Genomic DNA, 17145 nt, shown 5'->3' with positions numbered 1-17145 from the left:
TCGATCAGCGGCCGGCGGTGTCGATCGAAGCGAGGCGGCGGGCCGCCTGCTGCAGCGCGCTCTGATGGCCGTTGCCGCTGAGGGCATAGACCGAGCGTCCCGCCGTCCAGTAGGCGGTCTCGCCGTCGCCCGGGCTCGTCACCTCGCCGGTCGAGGCCGTCTCGTGCGTGGCACGCGCCGCGAACAGGGAGACCTCGCCGAGATCGGGTGCATCGATCAGGACTTCGACGCCTGCACCATGGCGGCCGGGCACGATCTGGACGTCGCGCACGGACCAATCCCCCGGCAGATCCGGCAGGACGATGCCGGTGGCGTTCGAGATGGCGGCCTTGTCGTAGCTCGGCGTCGCGCGCGAGCCGAGGCGGACGCGGATCTGGGCCGCCTCCCTGGCCTGGCGCGCATCGGTCACCAGGGCCGGGTCCACCGGCGCGGCGAAGGTGTCGGGAACGCCGAACACGCCGGTATCCGAATGCGCGATCCAGCCGGCACCGACGAGGAGGACGATCACCGCCGCGCGTTTCAGCCGTTCGCCGAAGCGCCGCCACGCCATGGACCTGTCGAGACGACGGGCCGCCGACCGGTTGCGCTCCGGCCCCGGTCCCGGCAATTGCGCGAAGGCCTGACGCAGGGCGTCCCTGTCGTGCATCTCGGCCATCACTCTTGCGGCGGCCTCGGGCGCGCGGGCGAGATAGGATTCGACCTCGAGCCGACGCATCACGTCGAGTTGGCCATCCACGAAGGCGGCGAGGTCGCTGTCGGTGATCGGGTCGATCATGACGCTCGGTTCCAGTTCAACGGTCGGAAGAGGCCGCGCCTCCATACAGTCCTGATACTCGCACCGAGTATCCTCGATATCGGCGTGGTCACGATCCGCCGACGGCTCTCGGCACCATCCGGGCATCGTGCCCGTGCCGGGTGTCCTGGCCGCCCCATTCGCTGACGAGGCGCAGGTGCGGACGTTCCGGCCGGCCGGAGCCTCCGCTCTGCGGCGGGTCCGAGCGGCCGCGACCGCTGCTGCTAGCTTCGCCCTCTTCGAAGGCGCGAAGGGCGGCGCGACCGCGACCGAGACGGGACATCAGGGTACCGATGGGGATGCCGAGCACGGCAGCGGCTTCCGCATAGGCCATGCCTTCCAGGGTCACGAGATGGAGCGCGGCGCGCTGCTCTTCCGGCAATGTCAGGAAGGCCTGACGGATCTGGGCGAGGCGCACCTGCCCTTCCTGGGCGGGCGGCACGCTCTCGTCGCCCATCTGGACGAGGGATTCGGCATGGCGGGCTTCCACCCGCTTGCGGCGCTGGTCGTCGATGAAGACGTTGTGCAGCACCGTCATCATCCAGGTCCGCAGGTTGGTGTTCGGTCTCACGGAGAGGCCCGATTCCAGTGCGCGGACGAGGGTATCGTGGACGAGGTCGTCGGCCTTCAGGGCGTCGCGAGTCAGGGAGCGCGCATAGCGCCGCAACGGGACCAGGAGGTCGACGATGGAGGAGGGGGAGGCGGTCTGAGTCGGTTCGGCCGTCATGATCAGTAAACGCGCGGGCCCGGCCGTCTAATCCGGTCGGGCCTCCTTCTGTTGATCTATTGATAGGTCGCCTTGAGGTTGAGGGTACAGTCGCGGCCGATCCCCTCGTAATGCTCCGCGAGCCAGGCCTGCGCCGCCGCGCGGCCCTTGTCGCGCAGGCCTTCGAATACGCCGATCCGGGCATCCATCCGCGAGGACGCCTTGTAATCGTCGAGCGCCCCGGTCCCGTCGATGCGATGGACCAGCATGCGGTGGTAATCGTTGCGCCCGAGCACACCGTCCTCGATCAGGCTCTCCACGAAATCGATGGCGCGCAGCTCGCGCATGAGGTTGGCGTTGAAGGTGATCTCGTTGAGCCGGTCCTGGATTTCCTCGCGGGACCGCGGCGTCTCGCGGCGCTCCACCGGGTTGATCTGGACCAGGACGACGTCGCGGGTCTGTGCCCCGTGAAACAGCGGGTAGATCGGCGGATTGCCGAGATATCCGCCGTCCCAATAAGGCACGCCGTCGATCTCCACCGCCTGGAACACCGTCGGCAGGCAGGCCGAGGCCATCAGGTGATCGAGGCTCAGGGATTCGCGCTCGAAGATGGCGAGCTTGCCGGTCCAGACATTGGTCGCCGACACATAGATGCCGGCGGTCTGGGCGGCGCGAAGCCGGTCGAAATCCACGTGCTTGGCCAGTGCCTTGCGCAGCGGGTTCACGTTGAGCGGGTTCGAGACGTAGGGGCTCGTCTTGAAAGCGCGGGCCCAGAAGTCCAGGATCGGGTTCTGGCTCAAAAAATCGAACATGTGGTCGAACACGCCGCGCTGGGCCGGCCACAGGTCACCGTCGAGGCTCGCCTCGCGCCAGAACCGGTCGAGGGCCTCTCGGGCGCCGTTCGGACCGCCGGCGATCCACCCGTCCACCATTACGACCGCGTTCATCGCGCCGGCGCTGGCACCGGTGACGGCCTCGAAAGCCAGGCGGCCGTCCTCGATCAGGGCATCGAGCACCCCCCAGGTGAAGGCGCCGTGCGCGCCGCCGCCCTGAAGCGCCAGTGCGACCGTCTTCTCGGCATTCGGGCCCGCCAGGCTGACCGACGGGCGGGCGATCGGCCTGGGTTGAGCCATCTCGACATCGGTCGAAGGCGAATCAGCCGGGGCAGGCTGTAGGGAATCGAGCATCGTCAGCTCCACATGGGAGGATGGCACGGGCACATGCGAAACGTGCATGTGGGAATGCTGCAGTGCAGCATCAAAGGTCGCAGGGCAGCAAACCGCTGGCGGCATGGATCGGTTCCTCTTGGGCCGCCGCTGTGACGGACTTGTCGCACTGCGCCAATTCCCTCGACATCGCCCATGGGATAAGACATGTCAGCCGACGCTGGGCCGGGACGTTGCGCGCGGTCCGTGAGGTTTACGTGGTTTTGCCATGTGGCACGCGGACTTGACGCATGCGGCGCGCCATCTCAGCTAAACGACGAGGGTCCTCCAAGACCGGACCCTTCACCCGATCTTCGCAAAGGATCGGGAGGATTCGACTGAAGACGACCATGGCCGGGCGCCCGCTTCAGGGCAGGCCGGGCCACATACAAGGTCAGAGATGGACGCCATGATGGAAGCCCCTTCGATGGAAGCCACTTCCGCCGACCCGTTCGGCCCCGGCATCTCGATCACCGGGCCGGAGATCGCCGGTCCGAGCTCGCGTCACCGCACGACGGGGGTCACGGTCGGCGAGGGCGAGGGGGCGGTCACAGTCGGCGGAGGCGCGCCCATCGTCGTCCAGTCGATGACCAACACCGACACCGCCGATATCGATGCCACGGTGGCCCAGGTCGCCGCCCTGTCTCGGGCCGGCTCCGAGCTCGTGCGCATCACCGTCGATCGCGACGAGGCGGCGGCGGCCGTGCCGAAGATCCGCGACCGGCTGGCCCGGATCGGCGTCCACGTGCCGCTGGTGGGCGACTTCCACTATATCGGCCACAAGCTCCTGTCCGACCATCCGGCCTGTGCCGAGGCCCTGGCCAAGTACCGGATCAACCCGGGCAATGTCGGCTTCAAGGAAAAGAAGGATACGCAGTTCTCGACCATCATCGAGCAGGCGGTCCGCTACGGGAAGACGGTGCGCATCGGTGCGAACTGGGGTTCGCTGGACGAGGCTCTGCTCACCCACCTGATGGACGAGAACGCCCGGTCCGCCCGGCCCATCGACGCCCGCGCCGTCATGCGCGAGGCCATGGTCCGCTCCGCCCTGTCCTCGGCCCAGCGCGCCGAGGAACTCGGCCTCTCCAAGGACCGGATCATCCTCTCGGCCAAGGTCTCGGCGGTGCAGGACCTGATCGCGGTCTATCGCGAGGTCGCCAAGCGCTCGGATTACGCGATCCATCTCGGCCTCACCGAGGCCGGCATGGGCTCGAAGGGCCTCGTCGCCGCCTCCGCCGCCATCGGCGTGCTGCTCCAGGAAGGCATCGGCGACACGATCCGCTACTCGCTGACCCCCGAGCCCGGCGGTGACCGCACCGTCGAGGTGAAGGCGGCGCAGGAACTGCTGCAGACGATGGGCTTCCGCACCTTCGTACCGATGGTCGCCGCCTGTCCCGGTTGCGGCCGCACCACCTCGACCACGTTCCAGGAACTCGCCCGCGACATCCAGAACTGGATCGTCACCTCGATGCCGGAATGGAAGAAGACCTATCCGGGCGTCGAGGGCCTGAACGTCGCGGTGATGGGCTGCATCGTCAACGGTCCCGGCGAATCGAAGCATGCCGATATCGGCATCTCGCTGCCCGGCACCGGCGAGACCCCCACCGCCCCGGTCTTCATCGACGGCAAGAAGGCGATGACTCTTCGCGGCGCTACGCTCGCCAAGGATTTCGAGACGGTGGTGATCGACTATATCGAGCGCCGCTTCGGCCAGGGCGCCCGCACCGCCGCGGAATAGGCACGCCCGTCGCCTCGCTCGTCTTCCTGCCTCGCGCCGGCGGCGCGGGGCGAGTCTGCTCGCCCTCATGCGAGGACGATCCCGCCTCGTCACGGGATCGTCGTTCTCCGCCCAACGGCCGCATGATACGACTTGGCATGCTTCGCGCTGGGACCGCCCTCGCGCCGAAGCCGGGGACCGGCCGCGAAGCGTCCATGCGAGGTGGGATATGGCGAGGCGGGATCTGGCGAGGTGGAACATGGGGTCCGTTTCCGCTTCTCGCCCGTCGATCTCCGTCGCCGATGCCCGGCGACCGGCCAAGCCTCTCCATTCGACCCCTTTCTCCGTCGCAGAAGCCTGATCGCAGCGCATGACGCAAACCGCTACCCCGAGCGCTCCCGGCGCTCAGTCCGACCCCGCGGCCCGTCCCGATAGCGGACCAGCCGAGCACGGGCACGGTCACGGGAAGACGAGCGTCTGGACGCTGGTCGTCGGCTCGGTCGGCGTCGTCTACGGCGATATCGGCACCAGCCCGCTCTACGCCTTCCGCGAGGCCCTCGGGCCGGCGAGGGCGGACGGCATCCTGCTGCCCGAGGAGATCCTCGGCACCACGTCGCTCATCCTCTGGGCGCTGCTGCTGATCGTCACGATCAAATACGTCGTCATCCTGCTGCGCATGGACAATAACGGCGAGGGCGGCATCCTCTCGCTGATGGCCCTCGCCCGCAAGGCGCTCGGCGGCTCGCGCATCGTCTTCATGCTCGGGCTGCTCGGCGCCTCCCTGTTCTACGGCGACGCCGTCATCACGCCGGCGATCTCCGTGCTCTCGGCGGTGGAAGGCCTGAAACTCGTCACTCCCGCCTTCGAGAATTACGTCCTGCCGATCACGGTGGCGATCATCCTCGCGCTGTTCATGGTGCAGAGCCGGGGCACCAGCAAGGTCGCGGCCTTCTTCGGCCCGATCATGGTGGTCTGGTTCCTCGCCCTCGGTCTCGCGGCGCTGCCCCACATCATCTCGCGGCCCGACGTCTTCCTCGCCTTCAACCCCTGGTACGCGGTCCACTATCTCCTCGGCCACGGCACCGGGGCGCTGGTGGCCCTGGGCGCAGTGTTCCTTGCGGTGACGGGGGCCGAGGCCCTGTTCGCCGATCTCGGGCATTTCGGGCGGAGGCCGATCCAGATCGCCTGGCTCGGCCTCGTGGCGCCGTGCCTGACCCTGAACTATCTCGGCCAGACGGCCCTCGTCCTCAACGTGCCCGACACGACCGACCCGTTCTACCAGCTCGTCCCCGAATGGGGGCTGCTGCCGATGGTGATCCTGGCGACCATCGCCACCGTCACGGCAAGCCAGGCCGTCATCACCGGCGCGTTCTCGCTGTCGCGCCAGGCGATCCAGCTCGGCCTGCTGCCGCGCCTCGAGATCCGCCACACGTCGGAAGCGCATTCTGGCCAGATCTTCCTGCCGCAGGTGAACATCCTGCTGCTGATCGGCGTCGTGGTCCTGGCGATCCTGTTCCGGTCGTCCTCGGCCCTCGCCTCGGCCTACGGCATCGCCGTGACCGGCACGATGCTGCTCACCGCGAGCATGGCCTTCATCGTGCTGTGGAAGTCGTGGAAGTGGTCGCCGATCGCGGCCGCCGCCGCGATCATGCCGTTCATCTTCATCGAGTTCCTGTTCATGCTCTCGAACCTGCTGAAGGTGTTCGAGGGCGGCTACGTGCCCCTGGTCCTCGCCGGCTGTCTCATCATCGTGATGTGGACCTGGGTGCGGGGCGTGAACATCCTGTTCAACAAGACCCGCAAGACCGATGTGCCGCTGCTGGAACTCGTCGGCATGCTGGAGAAGAGCCCGCCCCACCATGTGCGCGGCACGGCGGTGTTCCTCACCAGCGATCCATCGATCGCGCCGGCGGCCCTCCTGCACAATCTCAAGCACAACAAGGTGCTGCACGAGAAGAACGTCATCCTCACGGTGGAGACCGTGGATACGCCGCGCTCCAGCGATGCGGACCGCATCCGCATGGAGCCGATCGGCCCGCACTTCTCCAAGATCGTGATGAAGTTCGGCTACATGGAGACGCCGAACATCCCGCGGACGCTGACGCTCCTGAAGAAGCAGGGATTCAAGTTCGACATCATGGCGACGTCGTTCTTCCTGTCCCGGCGCTCGATCCGCCCCGCCGCGCATTCGGGCATGCCGCTCTGGCAGGATCGGATCTTCATCACGCTGGCCAAGAACGCCAACGACGCCACCGACTTCTTCCAGATCCCCACCGGCCGCGTGGTGGAAGTGGGGACCCAGGTCACCGTCTGAAGTCATTCCGGAGAGGCCAACATCGCAGCCCCTCCCCGGCGGAGGATTACGGCCGCGGCAGGTTGATGACCGGCGGCGGCGGCGGTGCATCAGGCGCCAGGGCAGCGAGGGTCGACGAGGCTTGGCCGTGCGCGACCCGTACTCTCGCCGCAGGTTTCGCTGCGGCCTTGATGTGCGCCGCATGGCTGGACGATGCCGGCGGGGTCACGCTCGCCTGCGCCGGTGCCGCCCGAGCCGGAGCCGCCACCATGGTAGCGGCCCCCGCCGCGTCGGGAACTGCGGCCGGCAGCGCGGCCGCTGAAACCTCGACGGCGGCAGGGTTCGTGGCGACCTGAACGGAGGCGGCCGGTGAGGCCTCGGCCGCGGGAGCGACCGGCGTCGCGGCGAAAGCCAGGGCGGTCGGCGGCGCCTGCTCGGCGGCTCCGGGCTTGCGCTTCTCGTAGAAGGCGTTGCCGCCGGCCACCGCCACGTAATGCATGTTGTTGTAGTGGAACGTGCGTCCGGCGGTGTGGAAGTACATCGCCCTCCCGACCTTCGGGTGACGCTGGCCGGCCAGGACCGCGTCGGCGGCGTCCGCGACCTTCGTCAGGTCCTTCTCCGCCATCGGCTTGGAGAGTACCCCGGCGGCGAACTGGCGGGGCTGGCCGACCACGGCGCAGATGCCGCCATTCGGGAAGGCCGCCGCTTCGAGGCGGTTCATCACCACCGTGCCGACCGCGAGCAGGCCTTCAGAGTCACTGCGGTTCGATTCGAAATACATGGCGCGGCCGAGGCAGTCGCGCTCCGCGTCGCTCACCGCCATGGGCTTTGCGGCGAGCCCGGGGCCGCCGAGCGAACCGGTCGTGGTGGGGGAGTTGCAGGCACCGAGGCCCATCGTCGTCATCAGCAGGACTCCGTAAAGTCCCGTCGTCGCCGATCGGGGATACCCCATGCCGTCTCGCTCCCGTCTGTTTTCTGGACGGTCTAGCTCGGCGGGAAATGTGGTTTCTTTGGGAGACCGGTGGCCATGAAGCGGAGCCCTACCCGGCGCACCACCTCACGGCCGGCGCTGCGACGCCCGGAAAAGGCGATGTCGCGTCAGCGACTTGATGGTGAACCGATGCGGCGGAGCCACACCGCATCGGTTTGTCGGTCTCAGGCCGTCAGGGTGCCGTGGCAGTGCTTGAACTTCTTGCCCGAGCCACAGGGACAGGGCTCGTTGCGCCCGACGCGGCCCCAGGTGGTCGCGTCGTTCGGGTCGCGCTCGATCACGGCGGCATCCGTCGACATCGCCTGCGCGGCATAGCCGTAGGCCGGTCCGCCGCCCCCGGTGCTGCCCGTGCCGCGATCGGAGAAGTCCATCTCGTTCTCGCCCGTGACGGGGTCGAGATGCTGGGCGAACATGGACGGCAGTTCCGGGGTCGCGAACGGGTTCGCCCCCTGCGCTTCCGGCTCCTGATACATGATCTCGATACGGGCGAGCTGCTGGGTCACCTGCTCACGCAGGGCGCCGACGAGGCCGTTGAACAGCTCGAACGCCTCGGACTTGTACTCGTTGAGAGGGTCGCGCTGGGCGAAACCGCGCCAGCCGATCACCTGGCGCAGGTGATCGAGGGTGACGAGATGCTCGCGCCAGAGATGGTCGAGGGTCTGCAGCAGGACCTGCTTCTCGACATAGGTCATCACCTGCGGGGTGTTCTGCTCGGTGCGGGCGGCGTAGGCCTCGTCGGAGGCGGTGCGCAGGCGGTCGCGCATCTCCTCGTCGGCGATGCCCTCCTCCTTGGCCCAATCCTCCACCGGCACGTCGAGGTTCAGCACTTCGGCGACGCGCAGGCGCAGGCCCTCGATGTCCCATTGCTCGGCATAGGCGTTCTCGGGGACGTGGACCGCCACGAGATCGTCGACGACGCCGTGGCGCATCTCGTCCACCGTGTCGCGCACGCTGTCCTGGCCCATGAAGTCGCGGCGCTGCTCGAACACGACCTTTCGCTGGTCGTTCATGACGTTGTCGTATTTCAGCACGTTCTTGCGCATGTCGAAGTTGCGCGCCTCGACCTTCTGCTGCGCCTTCTCGATGGCCTTGTTGATCCAGGGGTGGATGATCGCCTCGCCCTTCTCCAGGCCGAGGCGGGTCAGCATCCCGTCCATGCGGTCGGAGCCGAAGATCCGCATCAGGTCGTCCTGGAGCGACAGGTAGAATTTCGACCGGCCGGGATCGCCCTGGCGGCCGGAACGGCCGCGCAGCTGGTTGTCGATGCGCCGCGATTCGTGGCGTTCGGTGCCGATGATGTAGAGGCCACCGGGCAGAGCCTTCTTGCGGCCCGCCTCAGGGTCGGCCGGCTCGCCCGAGGCCAGCACCTTGGCCCGGTTCGCCTCGATCTCGGCCTTGATCGCGGCCGCCTTCGCGTCCCGCTCCGCGCCCTCGGGCAGGCCCGCGAGCTCCTTCTCCAGGCGCATCTCGAGATTGCCGCCGAGCTTGATGTCGGTGCCGCGCCCGGCCATGTTGGTGGCGATGGTGATGGCGCCCGGCACGCCGGCCTCGGCCACGATATACGCCTCCTGCTCGTGGAAGCGGGCGTTGAGCACGGCGAAGGTCTTCGTCACCCTTCCTTCGCGGGCGGCGGCGTAGACGTCGGTCAGCGCGTTCAGGTCGGAATAGTCGAGCTGCTTGAAGCCGGCCTTCACCAGCATCTCGGCGAGATGCTGCGACTTCTCGATGGAGCCGGTGCCGACCAGGATCGGCTGGTGGCGCGCATGCGCCTTCTCGATCTCGGCGATGATGCCGTCGTACTTCTCGCCCACCGTCCGGTAGACCTCGTCGTCCTCGTCGACGCGCTCGACCTCCTTGTTGGTCGGGATATCGACGACTTCGAGCTTGTAGATCTCGGCGAACTCGTCGGCCTCGGTGGAGGCGGTTCCGGTCATGCCGGCGAGCTTCGAATAGAGGCGGAAGAAGTTCTGGAAGGTGATCGAGGCCAGCGTCTGGTTCTCGGGCTGGATCGTCACCCGCTCCTTGGCCTCCAGGGCCTGGTGCAGGCCTTCAGAGTAGCGTCTTCCCTGCATCATGCGGCCGGTGAACTCGTCGATGATCACCACCTCGTCGTTCTTGACGATGTAGTCCTTGTCCAGGGTGAACAGGGTGTGGGCGCGCAGCGCCTGGTTCACGTGATGGACGAGGCTGACATTGTGCGCGTCGTAGAGGTCGCCCTCCTTCAGGAGGTCGGCACCGCGCAGCAGGTCCTCGATGAACTCGTTGCCGCTCTCGGTGAGCGAGACCGAGCGCTGCTTCTCGTCGAGGTCGTAATGCTCCTTTTCGAGATGGGGCATCAGCGCGTCGACGGAGACGTAGAGCTCCGAGCGGTCGTCCACCGGGCCGGAAATGATCAGCGGTGTGCGCGCCTCGTCGATCAGGATCGAATCGACCTCGTCGACGATCGCGTAATTGTGCCCGCGCTGCGAGAGCTGGCCGAGCTCGTACTTCATGTTGTCGCGCAGGTAGTCGAAGCCGAACTCGTTGTTGGTGCCGTAGGTGATGTCGCAGGCATAGGCCTCCCTGCGCTGCTCGTCGTCGAGCCCATGCACGATGGTCCCGACGGTGAGGCCGAGGAAGCGGTACACCCGGCCCATCCACTCGGCGTCGCGCGAGGCGAGGTAGTCGTTCACGGTCACCACGTGCACGCCGAGGCCCGACAGGGCGTTGAGGTAGACCGGCAGCGTCGCCACCAGGGTCTTGCCCTCGCCGGTGCGCATCTCGGCGATGCCGCTCTCGTGCAGCACCATGCCGCCGATGAGCTGCACGTCGAAATGGCGCTGGCCGAGGGCGCGCTTGGCGCCCTCCCGCACGGTGGCGAAGGCGGGCACGAGGATATCGTCGAGGCTCTTGCCGGCGGCGAGTTCGGCCTTCAGCATGTCGGTCCGAGCGCGCAGGGCCTCGTCCGACAGCGCGGCGATCTCCGGTTCCAGAGCGTTGATCTCGGCAATGCGCGGGCGATAGCCCTTGACGCGGCGGTCGTTGGACGAGCCGAAAATCTTCTTAGCGAGGGCGCCGAGCATCGTGAACCTGCGGTCGAGATATCTGAAGCGAGATATCGGAAGAATGTGTTGGGCGGGCTTATAGAGGTAAATATTGCAGGACGCATCCGAAAGGGCAGCCCCGCAATGCGGTCGCGCCGGGCTTTGCCGCGGCCCCCGCGGCGCCCTCTCCGCGCAGGGGAGGCGAAGTCTTCCGGAACGGCGAAGAAAAGCCCGCGCCTTCTCGCGAAGGGCGGGCGAATCGGTCTCGATCCGACGGAAACGTCGGGCGTCAGTTGATCTCGCAGAAGCCCGCGCCGGAGCCGACGACGCGCTTGTCGGAGCACCATGCCGCGGCAGTGCGGACCTCCCGCACCGGTGCGGGCGCCGGCGCGGTCACGGGAAGGATCGGCCGCAGGGTCACGGGCCTGCCCGGTTCGGGATCGCCGGCCGTCGCCCCCCTGACGGAGCGGACAGGAAGGGCAGCCCCGATCCCGACGCCCAGGGCGGCCGATCTGGCCGGCGTCACGGACGGCGCCGGACGGGTCGCGTGGACGGATCGCCCGCCCCGGAAGCGGGCCTCCGCGGTCGTGACCGTTCCGGACAGGGCCAGGGCGGCCGCAGCGATGATGAGCCAGGTTCGCATGCCATTCTCCGTACGCGTCCTCGCCATCCGAATGCTCTGAACGATCGGCGAGTCCCTCGACGATACGCGGTTCGGGCTTAAGGCCGCTTTATCGTGATCGAGCGGATTCTTCTCAAACCTCGACCGCGCTTGCCTTCGGCCCTTGCCCGCGCCACCTCTCACCCACAGATCTCCGCGGCGTCCTGCCGCCTGCTGTTGCCATGTCTCCTGCCATGTCCCCAACCCGGCCGGACAGAGCCGCGAGGGCGTGGCACCCTGCTATTCGAGGAACACCCATTGATGACGACGCCTCACCTTCTCCGGCGCTCGGGCGCCGTGGCGCTGGCCCTTGCCTTGCCGCTCGCCTCCGTCGCGCTGCCGCTGCGGGCCCTTGCGCAGACGCCGCCGGCACCGGCCGCGGCTCCCGCACCCGCCGCCGCCCCGCTTCCGCCCGAGACGGTGGTGGCCAAGGTGAACGGCGCGCCGGTGACCGCGGGTGACCTCGCCATCGCGGCGGAGGACCCGGCCCTGTCGCTGCCCGGCGTCGACGAGGCGCAGAAGAAGAACCTGCTCATCGATTACATGGTCGATCTCAAGGTCGGCGCCCAGGCGGCGGAGGCGGCCAAGGTCGGCGATTCGCCCGACTTCCAGCGCAAGCTCGCCTATTTCAAGAGCAAGCTCCTCCTCGACGAGTATCTGGAGCGCGAAGCCAAGAAGGCGGTGACGCCGGAGGCGGCCAAGGCCCTCTACGACCAGACCGTCACGGCGATGAAGCCGGAGGAGGAGGTCCATGCCCGTCACATCCTCGTGGACAACGAGGAGGAGGCCAAGAAGATCTCCGCCCGGATCAAGGGCGGCGAGGATTTCTCGAAGATCGCTGCCGAGACCTCGAAGGATCCGGGCTCGAAGGCCGAGGGCGGCGATCTCGGCTGGTTCACCAAGGAGCGCATGGTCGCCCCCTTCGCCGAGGCCGCCTTCAAGCTGCCGGTCGGCCAGGTCTCCGACCCGATCAAGACGCAGTTCGGCTGGCACGTCATCAAGGTCGAGGAGAAGCGCACCAAGCCGGTGCCGACCTTCGCCGAGATGAAGGACCAGGTCGACCAGTACCTCACCCGCAAATCGCAGCAGGACCTGATCCTGAAGCTGCGCGAGGGCGCCAAGATCGAGCGCACAGACGCCGCCACTCCGGCCGCGGCGCCCAAGGCTCCCTGAAGAAAGCTTCGTAGAATAAAGGAGGCCTGCCCCGTCGCCAGGGCAGGCCTTTTTCTCGTCGATGCCGTGAGGCGTCAGGCGATGTACTGGGCGCCGTTGATCGTCAGGGTCGAGCCGGTGATGAAGCCCGAATCCTCGGCGGCGAGGTATTCCACCGCGCGGGCGATCTCCTCGGCCTCGCCGAGGCGGCCCACGGGGATCGTCGAGATGATCTTGTTGCGGATGTCCTCGGCCACGGCCATCACCATGTCGGTGGCGATGTAGCCCGGTGCGATCACGTTGACGGTGATGCCCTTCGAGGCGCTCTCCTGGGCCAGTGCCTTGGCGAAGCCGATGACGCCGGCCTTGGCGGCCGAATAGTTGGTCTGGCCGGCCTGGCCCTTCTGGCCGTTGATCGACGAGATCAGGATGATGCGGCCGAAGCCGCGCGAGCGCATGCCCTCGATCACCGGGCGGGTGCAGGTGAACATCGAGTCGAGGTTGGTCTTGATGACCGCCTGCCACTTCTCGAAGGTCATCTTGTGGAATGCGCCGTCGCGGGTGATGCCGGCATTGTTCACGAGGACGTCGATGGGGCCGACCTCGGCCTCGACGGCCTTGATGCCGGCCTCGCAGGCGGCGGCATCGCCGACGTCGAACTTGAAGACCGGGATTCCGGTCTCTGCCTTGAAGGCGTTGGCCGCCTCGTCGTTGCCGCCGTAATTGGCGGCGACCTTGTAGCCCTTGGCCTTGAGGCCCTGCGAGATCGCGGCACCGATGCCGCGCGTTCCGCCCGTGACGAGGGCAACGCGTTCCTGAGCCATGGCTTCCTCCATTTTTCTTTGACGTTCGATCGCTTGCGCGATGCAATTTCTTGCAGATTTTCAGTGCGGGCGGACTTAACCCAATCGGCCCGGGCCGCCCATGCCATTTAAATTTGCTGCGCCTTCAAGAATTCTCCAAGAGGATGTCCCCAGTGTTTGAGGACTTCCTCGAGGGACTGTCACGAACGCAGGAAATTATACTGTATTCAATCGGCCCGGCTGAGTTCAGACGCGCTCGACGCAGAGGGCGACGCCCATGCCGCCGCCGATGCAGAGGGTGGCGAGACCCTTCTTGGCATCGCGACGCTTCAGCTCGTGCAGCAGGGTGACGAGGACGCGGGCGCCGGAGGCGCCGATCGGGTGGCCGATGGCGATGGCGCCGCCATTCACGTTCACCTTGTCGGTGTCCCAGCCCATGTCCTTGTTCACGGCCAGCGCCTGTGCGGCGAAGGCCTCGTTGGCTTCGATCAGGTCCAGGTCGGACGGCTTCCAGCCGGCCTTCTCCAGCGCCTTGCGCGAAGCGGGGATCGGGCCGGTACCCATCACCTTCGGGTCGACGCCGGCGGTGGCCCAGGACACGATCCGGGCGAGCGGGGTGATGCCGCGACGCTCGGCCTCGGAGGCCGACATCAGCACGAGGGCGGCGGCGCCGTCATTGAGGCCCGAGGCGTTGGCGGCCGTCACGGTGCCGTCCTTCGAGAAGGCGGGCTTCAACTTGGCCATCGCCTCGATGGTGGCGCCGTCACGGATGTATTCGTCGGTGTCGACGATGGTGTCGCCCTTGCGGCCCGGAACGGTGACGGCCACGATCTCGTCCTTGAAGCGGCCTTCCTTGCGGGCGGCTTCGGCCTTGTTCTGCGACTTCGTCGCGAATTCGTCCTGCTGCTCGCGGGTCAGCTGGAACGCCTGCGCCACGTTCTCGGCGGTGGTGCCCATGTGGTAGCCATTGAAGGCGTCCCACAGGCCGTCCTTGATCATGGTGTCGACGAGCTTCACGTCGCCCATCTTCTGGCCGCCGCGCAGGTACTGCGCGTGGGGGGAGAGCGACATCGATTCCTGGCCGCCGGCCACGATCACGGTGGCGTCGCCGTTGGCGATCTGCTGCATGCCCAGAGCCACGGTGCGAAGGCCCGAGCCGCAGACCTGATTGACGCCCCAGGCGGTGGCCTTCTCTGGAATGCCGGCCTTGATGGCGGCCTGGCGGGCCGGGTTCTGGCCGGCGCCGGCGGTGAGCACCTGGCCGAAGATCACCTCGTCCACGTCGTCGGGAGAGACGCCGGCGCGTTCCAGGGCGGCCTTGATCGCCACGGCGCCGAGTTCATGGGCCGGCACGGTGTTGAAGACACCTCCGAAAGATCCCACTGCGGTTCGCGCCGCGCCGACGATGACGATGTCTTCCGCTGCCATTGACGTTCTCCTCTTGAGGGCCGGCGCGACGTTGAAGCCCTCCGATGGGCATGCGCGCTTGAGGCCAACTCAGGCGATGAAAGCGCTGGGATGGGTGAAGTCAAGCGCGCTCGGGAGGCAGGTGCGTGGCCCGCCGACGTTTGTCACCGGGTCGGCGGGGCGCCAGTTGGCACTATTCTGCGGGGATCGGGGTCAAATTGCTGTTTTCGTCAGCGGACGAAAGCCTTAAGGTCCGCCCACGCGCGGTGATGTAATGATACCCGGACGGCGCATCGGGCCTCGAAGGGATTGGGCGCTGGAATGAATGTGTCGGGAAAGGCCACGAGGATGGCGGATAACGGTAAGTCTCAGCAGACCGTCATCAAGAAATACGCGAACCGGCGGCTCTACCATACGGGAACTTCGACCTACGTCACGCTCGAGGACCTCTCGACGATGGTGCAGAACGGAGAGGACTTTCTCGTCTACGACGCCCGCTCGGGCGACGACATCACCCGCTCCGTGCTCACGCAGATCATCTTCGAGCAGGAGAACAAGGCCGGCGAGGACAACCTGCTGCCGGTGGCCTTCCTGCGCCAGCTCATCCGCTTCTACGGCGACAGCATGCGGACGATGGTCCCGAGCTTCCTCGAATTCTCGATGGCGAACTTCGCCCGCGACCAGGACGGTCTGCGCGAGAAGATGACCCAGAGCTTCGCACCTTCTGTGTTCCAGCACGCCATGGAGGAGCAGGTCCGCGCCAATATGAGCTTCTTCGGCGATGCCATGAAGATGTTCACGACCTTCGGCACCGGCCCCCTCTCCGGCATGAAGACCTCCGCACCGGCGCCGAACCCGCCCCAGCCGGCGGTGTCCGCACCTGCGCCCGATACCGACCTCGACGAGCTGAAGCGCCAGATGGCCGAAATGCGCAACCGCCTGGAAGACCTCGCCAAGAAGTAGACCGTGCTGGGCGAGCCCCGTTTTGCCGGACGCCCTGAGAAAGTGTTGACGAACCGTTAACGACGGCCCAACCCTTGCGCCTTTCCCGGCCGATCGAAGGCGGAGAGGCGGCATGGCTCGAACCGGCACGGATGATCGTCCGGAAACGGCACGAACGGGTCCCGAAGGGGATCGCGAGGCGGCGCGGACGCTCGTGGTCATCGAGGGGAGCGATCCGGTCGGCCGCAAGGCGGCCATTGCCTATGGCAGGCCGAGAGCCGAGTTCCTCACCCAGCTCCTGATCAGTTCCGACCCGGCCATGCGCGCCTCCCGCGCCGAGCGCATGCGCTCGGCCACCGCGCATTACGGCGAGACGACCCGAGCGGGGCCGAGCAGGCGACGGGCCTGATCCACGGGAAGACAGAACGCAAAAAACCGCCCGAAGGCGGTTCTCAGCGGCATCGCGTCGTCCCGATTCTCACCGGGACGTAGATGGAAGGAGATCAGGCCTCGGCCGACTTCACTTTGAGGACCTGACGGCCACGATACATGCCGGTCTTCAGATCGATGTGGTGAGGACGACGCAGCTCGCCCGAATCCTTGTCGGCGACATAGGTCGGTGCCTTGAGGGCGTCGGCGGACCGGCGCATGCCGCGCCGCGAGGGGGAGGTCTTTCGCTTCGGAACGGCCATGGGGGTAGTCCTACTACGGCAAAAAGGGTGCTCGGGCGCCACCCCAAAAGGGAAGAGGCAACCTCGGCACCGTGTTCAAACGGAGATTCGATGGCGGGTGTATAGCTGCAGATCGGCCGTCTGGCTAGAGCCGTCCGAAGCCGAACTTCCGAGGCCGGATCTGTGCGGAGGCCGGTGCACCTGAGGGATTTGAACGCGACGGGGCTCGCGAGGCTGTGAAGCCGCGTTAAGCGCCGGTTCAACCGCGGTGCCCTACCTGCCAATACAGGTGACGCCTGATCGAAGACTGCGCCGCCGCTTCCCGGGAGATTGCCGTGACTTCATCTCGCATGACCACATCCTTGCTGCGCACCCTGGCCGTGCTCACCTGCCTCGCATCCGCTCCCGCTCTTGCCCAGGCACCGAGCCCCGCCACCCCCGCACCGAAGGCTCCGACGGCACCCACCGCGCCGGCCAAGCCCTCAATGGACAAGCCGACCACCCCCGCGGCCGCTCCTGCGGCCACGCCCGCGGCACCGGCGGCCAAGACCGATCTCATCGATCTCAACAGCGCTTCGCCCGCGGAACTGGAGGCTCTTCCCGGCATCGGTGCGGCGCGCTCGGCCGCGATCGTCAAGGGCCGCCCCTATCACGGCAAGGATCAGCTCGTGTCGAAGAAGATCCTCACCCAGGGCGTCTATGACGGGATCAAGGACAAGATCATCGCCAAGCAGAAATAGTCGTCCCGCCAGAACGGCCCGGCCCCGATCCTGGCGCCGGG

General features: G+C 67.1%; 15 protein-coding genes. 6 read left to right on the top strand and 9 right to left on the bottom strand.

Annotation, left to right across the window (positions count from 1 at the left end; all coding sequences use genetic code 11):
• Positions 1-4 precede the first annotated feature (4 nt).
• The 3 genes from ACFQ4G_RS01945 to ACFQ4G_RS01935 form a co-directional block, all read right to left on the bottom strand.
• Complete coding sequence (locus tag ACFQ4G_RS01945; RefSeq protein WP_238203109.1) at positions 5-775, bottom strand: anti-sigma factor family protein; 771 nt, start codon at positions 773-775, stop codon at positions 5-7.
• A gap of 88 nt (positions 776-863) precedes the next feature.
• The gene (locus tag ACFQ4G_RS01940) at positions 864-1520 is read right to left on the bottom strand and encodes a sigma-70 family RNA polymerase sigma factor (RefSeq protein WP_238203108.1); all 657 of its coding nucleotides are present in this window, start codon (positions 1518-1520) and stop codon (positions 864-866) included.
• A gap of 56 nt (positions 1521-1576) precedes the next feature.
• Positions 1577-2686: a patatin-like phospholipase family protein gene (locus ACFQ4G_RS01935; RefSeq protein ID WP_379039585.1), complete on the bottom strand. Its 1110-nt coding sequence runs from the start codon at positions 2684-2686 to the stop codon at positions 1577-1579.
• 445 nt (positions 2687-3131) lie between these two features.
• On the opposite strand from ACFQ4G_RS01935, the gene ispG reads away from it, so the two are divergent.
• Both ispG and ACFQ4G_RS01925 read left to right on the top strand, forming a co-directional pair.
• Positions 3132-4442, top strand: coding sequence for a flavodoxin-dependent (E)-4-hydroxy-3-methylbut-2-enyl-diphosphate synthase (ispG, locus tag ACFQ4G_RS01930; protein WP_238203106.1), 1311 nt, complete (start codon positions 3132-3134; stop codon positions 4440-4442).
• Positions 4443-4791: 349 nt separating this feature from the next.
• The gene (locus tag ACFQ4G_RS01925; RefSeq protein WP_238203105.1) at positions 4792-6735 is read left to right on the top strand and encodes a potassium transporter Kup; all 1944 of its coding nucleotides are present in this window, start codon (positions 4792-4794) and stop codon (positions 6733-6735) included.
• 46 nt (positions 6736-6781) lie between these two features.
• Here the strand turns inward: ACFQ4G_RS01925 and ACFQ4G_RS01920 are convergent, their stop codons facing one another.
• The 3 genes from ACFQ4G_RS01920 to ACFQ4G_RS01910 all read right to left on the bottom strand — a co-directional run bounded on the left by ACFQ4G_RS01920 (position 6782) and on the right by ACFQ4G_RS01910 (position 11371).
• On the bottom strand, positions 6782-7618 hold the full coding sequence (locus ACFQ4G_RS01920) for a cell wall hydrolase (protein ID WP_238203103.1): 837 nt from the start codon (positions 7616-7618) through the stop codon (positions 6782-6784).
• Positions 7619-7869: 251 nt separating this feature from the next.
• On the bottom strand, positions 7870-10767 hold the full coding sequence (gene secA, locus ACFQ4G_RS01915; protein ID WP_238203101.1) for a preprotein translocase subunit SecA: 2898 nt from the start codon (positions 10765-10767) through the stop codon (positions 7870-7872).
• 250 nt (positions 10768-11017) lie between these two features.
• Complete coding sequence (locus ACFQ4G_RS01910) at positions 11018-11371, bottom strand: hypothetical protein (protein WP_238203099.1); 354 nt, start codon at positions 11369-11371, stop codon at positions 11018-11020.
• 279 nt (positions 11372-11650) lie between these two features.
• Between ACFQ4G_RS01910 and ACFQ4G_RS01905 the strand changes: the two genes are divergently transcribed.
• On the top strand, positions 11651-12562 hold the full coding sequence (locus tag ACFQ4G_RS01905) for a peptidylprolyl isomerase (RefSeq protein WP_238203097.1): 912 nt from the start codon (positions 11651-11653) through the stop codon (positions 12560-12562).
• A gap of 74 nt (positions 12563-12636) precedes the next feature.
• On the opposite strand, the gene phbB is transcribed toward ACFQ4G_RS01905, so the two are convergent.
• Both phbB and ACFQ4G_RS01895 read right to left on the bottom strand, forming a co-directional pair.
• Positions 12637-13365 carry an acetoacetyl-CoA reductase gene (gene phbB, locus ACFQ4G_RS01900; RefSeq protein ID WP_238203095.1) on the bottom strand — a complete coding sequence of 243 codons (729 nt, stop codon included), beginning with the start codon at positions 13363-13365 and terminating at the stop codon, positions 12637-12639.
• 225 nt (positions 13366-13590) lie between these two features.
• Positions 13591-14772, bottom strand: coding sequence for an acetyl-CoA C-acetyltransferase (locus tag ACFQ4G_RS01895; RefSeq protein ID WP_238203093.1), 1182 nt, complete (start codon positions 14770-14772; stop codon positions 13591-13593).
• Positions 14773-15099: 327 nt separating this feature from the next.
• Here ACFQ4G_RS01895 and phaR point away from each other — a divergent pair, with 327 nt between their 5' ends.
• Both phaR and ACFQ4G_RS01885 read left to right on the top strand, forming a co-directional pair.
• The gene (gene phaR / locus ACFQ4G_RS01890; protein ID WP_238203091.1) at positions 15100-15714 is read left to right on the top strand and encodes a polyhydroxyalkanoate synthesis repressor PhaR; all 615 of its coding nucleotides are present in this window, start codon (positions 15100-15102) and stop codon (positions 15712-15714) included.
• Between the two features lie 112 nt (positions 15715-15826).
• Complete coding sequence (locus tag ACFQ4G_RS01885) at positions 15827-16102, top strand: hypothetical protein (protein WP_238203089.1); 276 nt, start codon at positions 15827-15829, stop codon at positions 16100-16102.
• A gap of 94 nt (positions 16103-16196) precedes the next feature.
• Here the strand turns inward: ACFQ4G_RS01885 and rpmF are convergent, their stop codons facing one another.
• Positions 16197-16385 (bottom strand): 50S ribosomal protein L32, encoded by a 189-nt coding sequence (rpmF, locus tag ACFQ4G_RS01880; protein ID WP_018046018.1) that lies wholly within the window; start codon positions 16383-16385, stop codon positions 16197-16199.
• Positions 16386-16714: 329 nt separating this feature from the next.
• On the opposite strand from rpmF, the gene ACFQ4G_RS01875 reads away from it, so the two are divergent.
• Positions 16715-17104, top strand: a complete 390-nt coding sequence (locus ACFQ4G_RS01875; protein WP_238203088.1) for a ComEA family DNA-binding protein — start codon at positions 16715-16717, stop codon at positions 17102-17104.
• Positions 17105-17145: the final 41 nt, after the last annotated feature.

The organism is Methylobacterium marchantiae (assembly GCF_042679825.1).
Classification (GTDB): Bacteria; Pseudomonadota; Alphaproteobacteria; order Rhizobiales; family Beijerinckiaceae; genus Methylobacterium; species Methylobacterium marchantiae.
The sequence above is the reverse complement of the archived record's forward strand: the minus strand, read 5'-3'. Positions and strand labels throughout refer to the sequence as shown.

Bases quoted from the DNA above. Each gene is read 5' to 3' on its own strand.
- ACFQ4G_RS01905 (WP_238203097.1), top strand. From the start codon at position 11,651: ATGACGACGCCTCACCTTCTCCGGCGCTCGGGCGCCGTGGCGCTGGCC.
- ACFQ4G_RS01910 (WP_238203099.1), bottom strand. From the start codon at position 11,371: ATGCGAACCTGGCTCATCATCGCTGCGGCCGCCCTGGCCCTGTCCGGA.
- ACFQ4G_RS01935 (WP_379039585.1), bottom strand. From the start codon at position 2,686: ATGCTCGATTCCCTACAGCCTGCCCCGGCTGATTCGCCTTCGACCGAT.
- ispG (WP_238203106.1), top strand. From the start codon at position 3,132: ATGGAAGCCACTTCCGCCGACCCGTTCGGCCCCGGCATCTCGATCACC.
- phaR (WP_238203091.1), top strand. From the start codon at position 15,100: ATGGCGGATAACGGTAAGTCTCAGCAGACCGTCATCAAGAAATACGCG.
- ACFQ4G_RS01895 (WP_238203093.1), bottom strand. From the start codon at position 14,772: ATGGCAGCGGAAGACATCGTCATCGTCGGCGCGGCGCGAACCGCAGTG.
- rpmF (WP_018046018.1), bottom strand. From the start codon at position 16,385: ATGGCCGTTCCGAAGCGAAAGACCTCCCCCTCGCGGCGCGGCATGCGC.
- ACFQ4G_RS01945 (WP_238203109.1), bottom strand. From the start codon at position 775: ATGATCGACCCGATCACCGACAGCGACCTCGCCGCCTTCGTGGATGGC.
- secA (WP_238203101.1), bottom strand. From the start codon at position 10,767: ATGCTCGGCGCCCTCGCTAAGAAGATTTTCGGCTCGTCCAACGACCGC.
- ACFQ4G_RS01925 (WP_238203105.1), top strand. From the start codon at position 4,792: ATGACGCAAACCGCTACCCCGAGCGCTCCCGGCGCTCAGTCCGACCCC.
- ACFQ4G_RS01875 (WP_238203088.1), top strand. From the start codon at position 16,715: ATGACCACATCCTTGCTGCGCACCCTGGCCGTGCTCACCTGCCTCGCA.
- phbB (WP_238203095.1), bottom strand. From the start codon at position 13,365: ATGGCTCAGGAACGCGTTGCCCTCGTCACGGGCGGAACGCGCGGCATC.
- ACFQ4G_RS01920 (WP_238203103.1), bottom strand. From the start codon at position 7,618: ATGACGACGATGGGCCTCGGTGCCTGCAACTCCCCCACCACGACCGGT.
- ACFQ4G_RS01885 (WP_238203089.1), top strand. From the start codon at position 15,827: ATGGCTCGAACCGGCACGGATGATCGTCCGGAAACGGCACGAACGGGT.
- ACFQ4G_RS01940 (WP_238203108.1), bottom strand. From the start codon at position 1,520: ATGACGGCCGAACCGACTCAGACCGCCTCCCCCTCCTCCATCGTCGAC.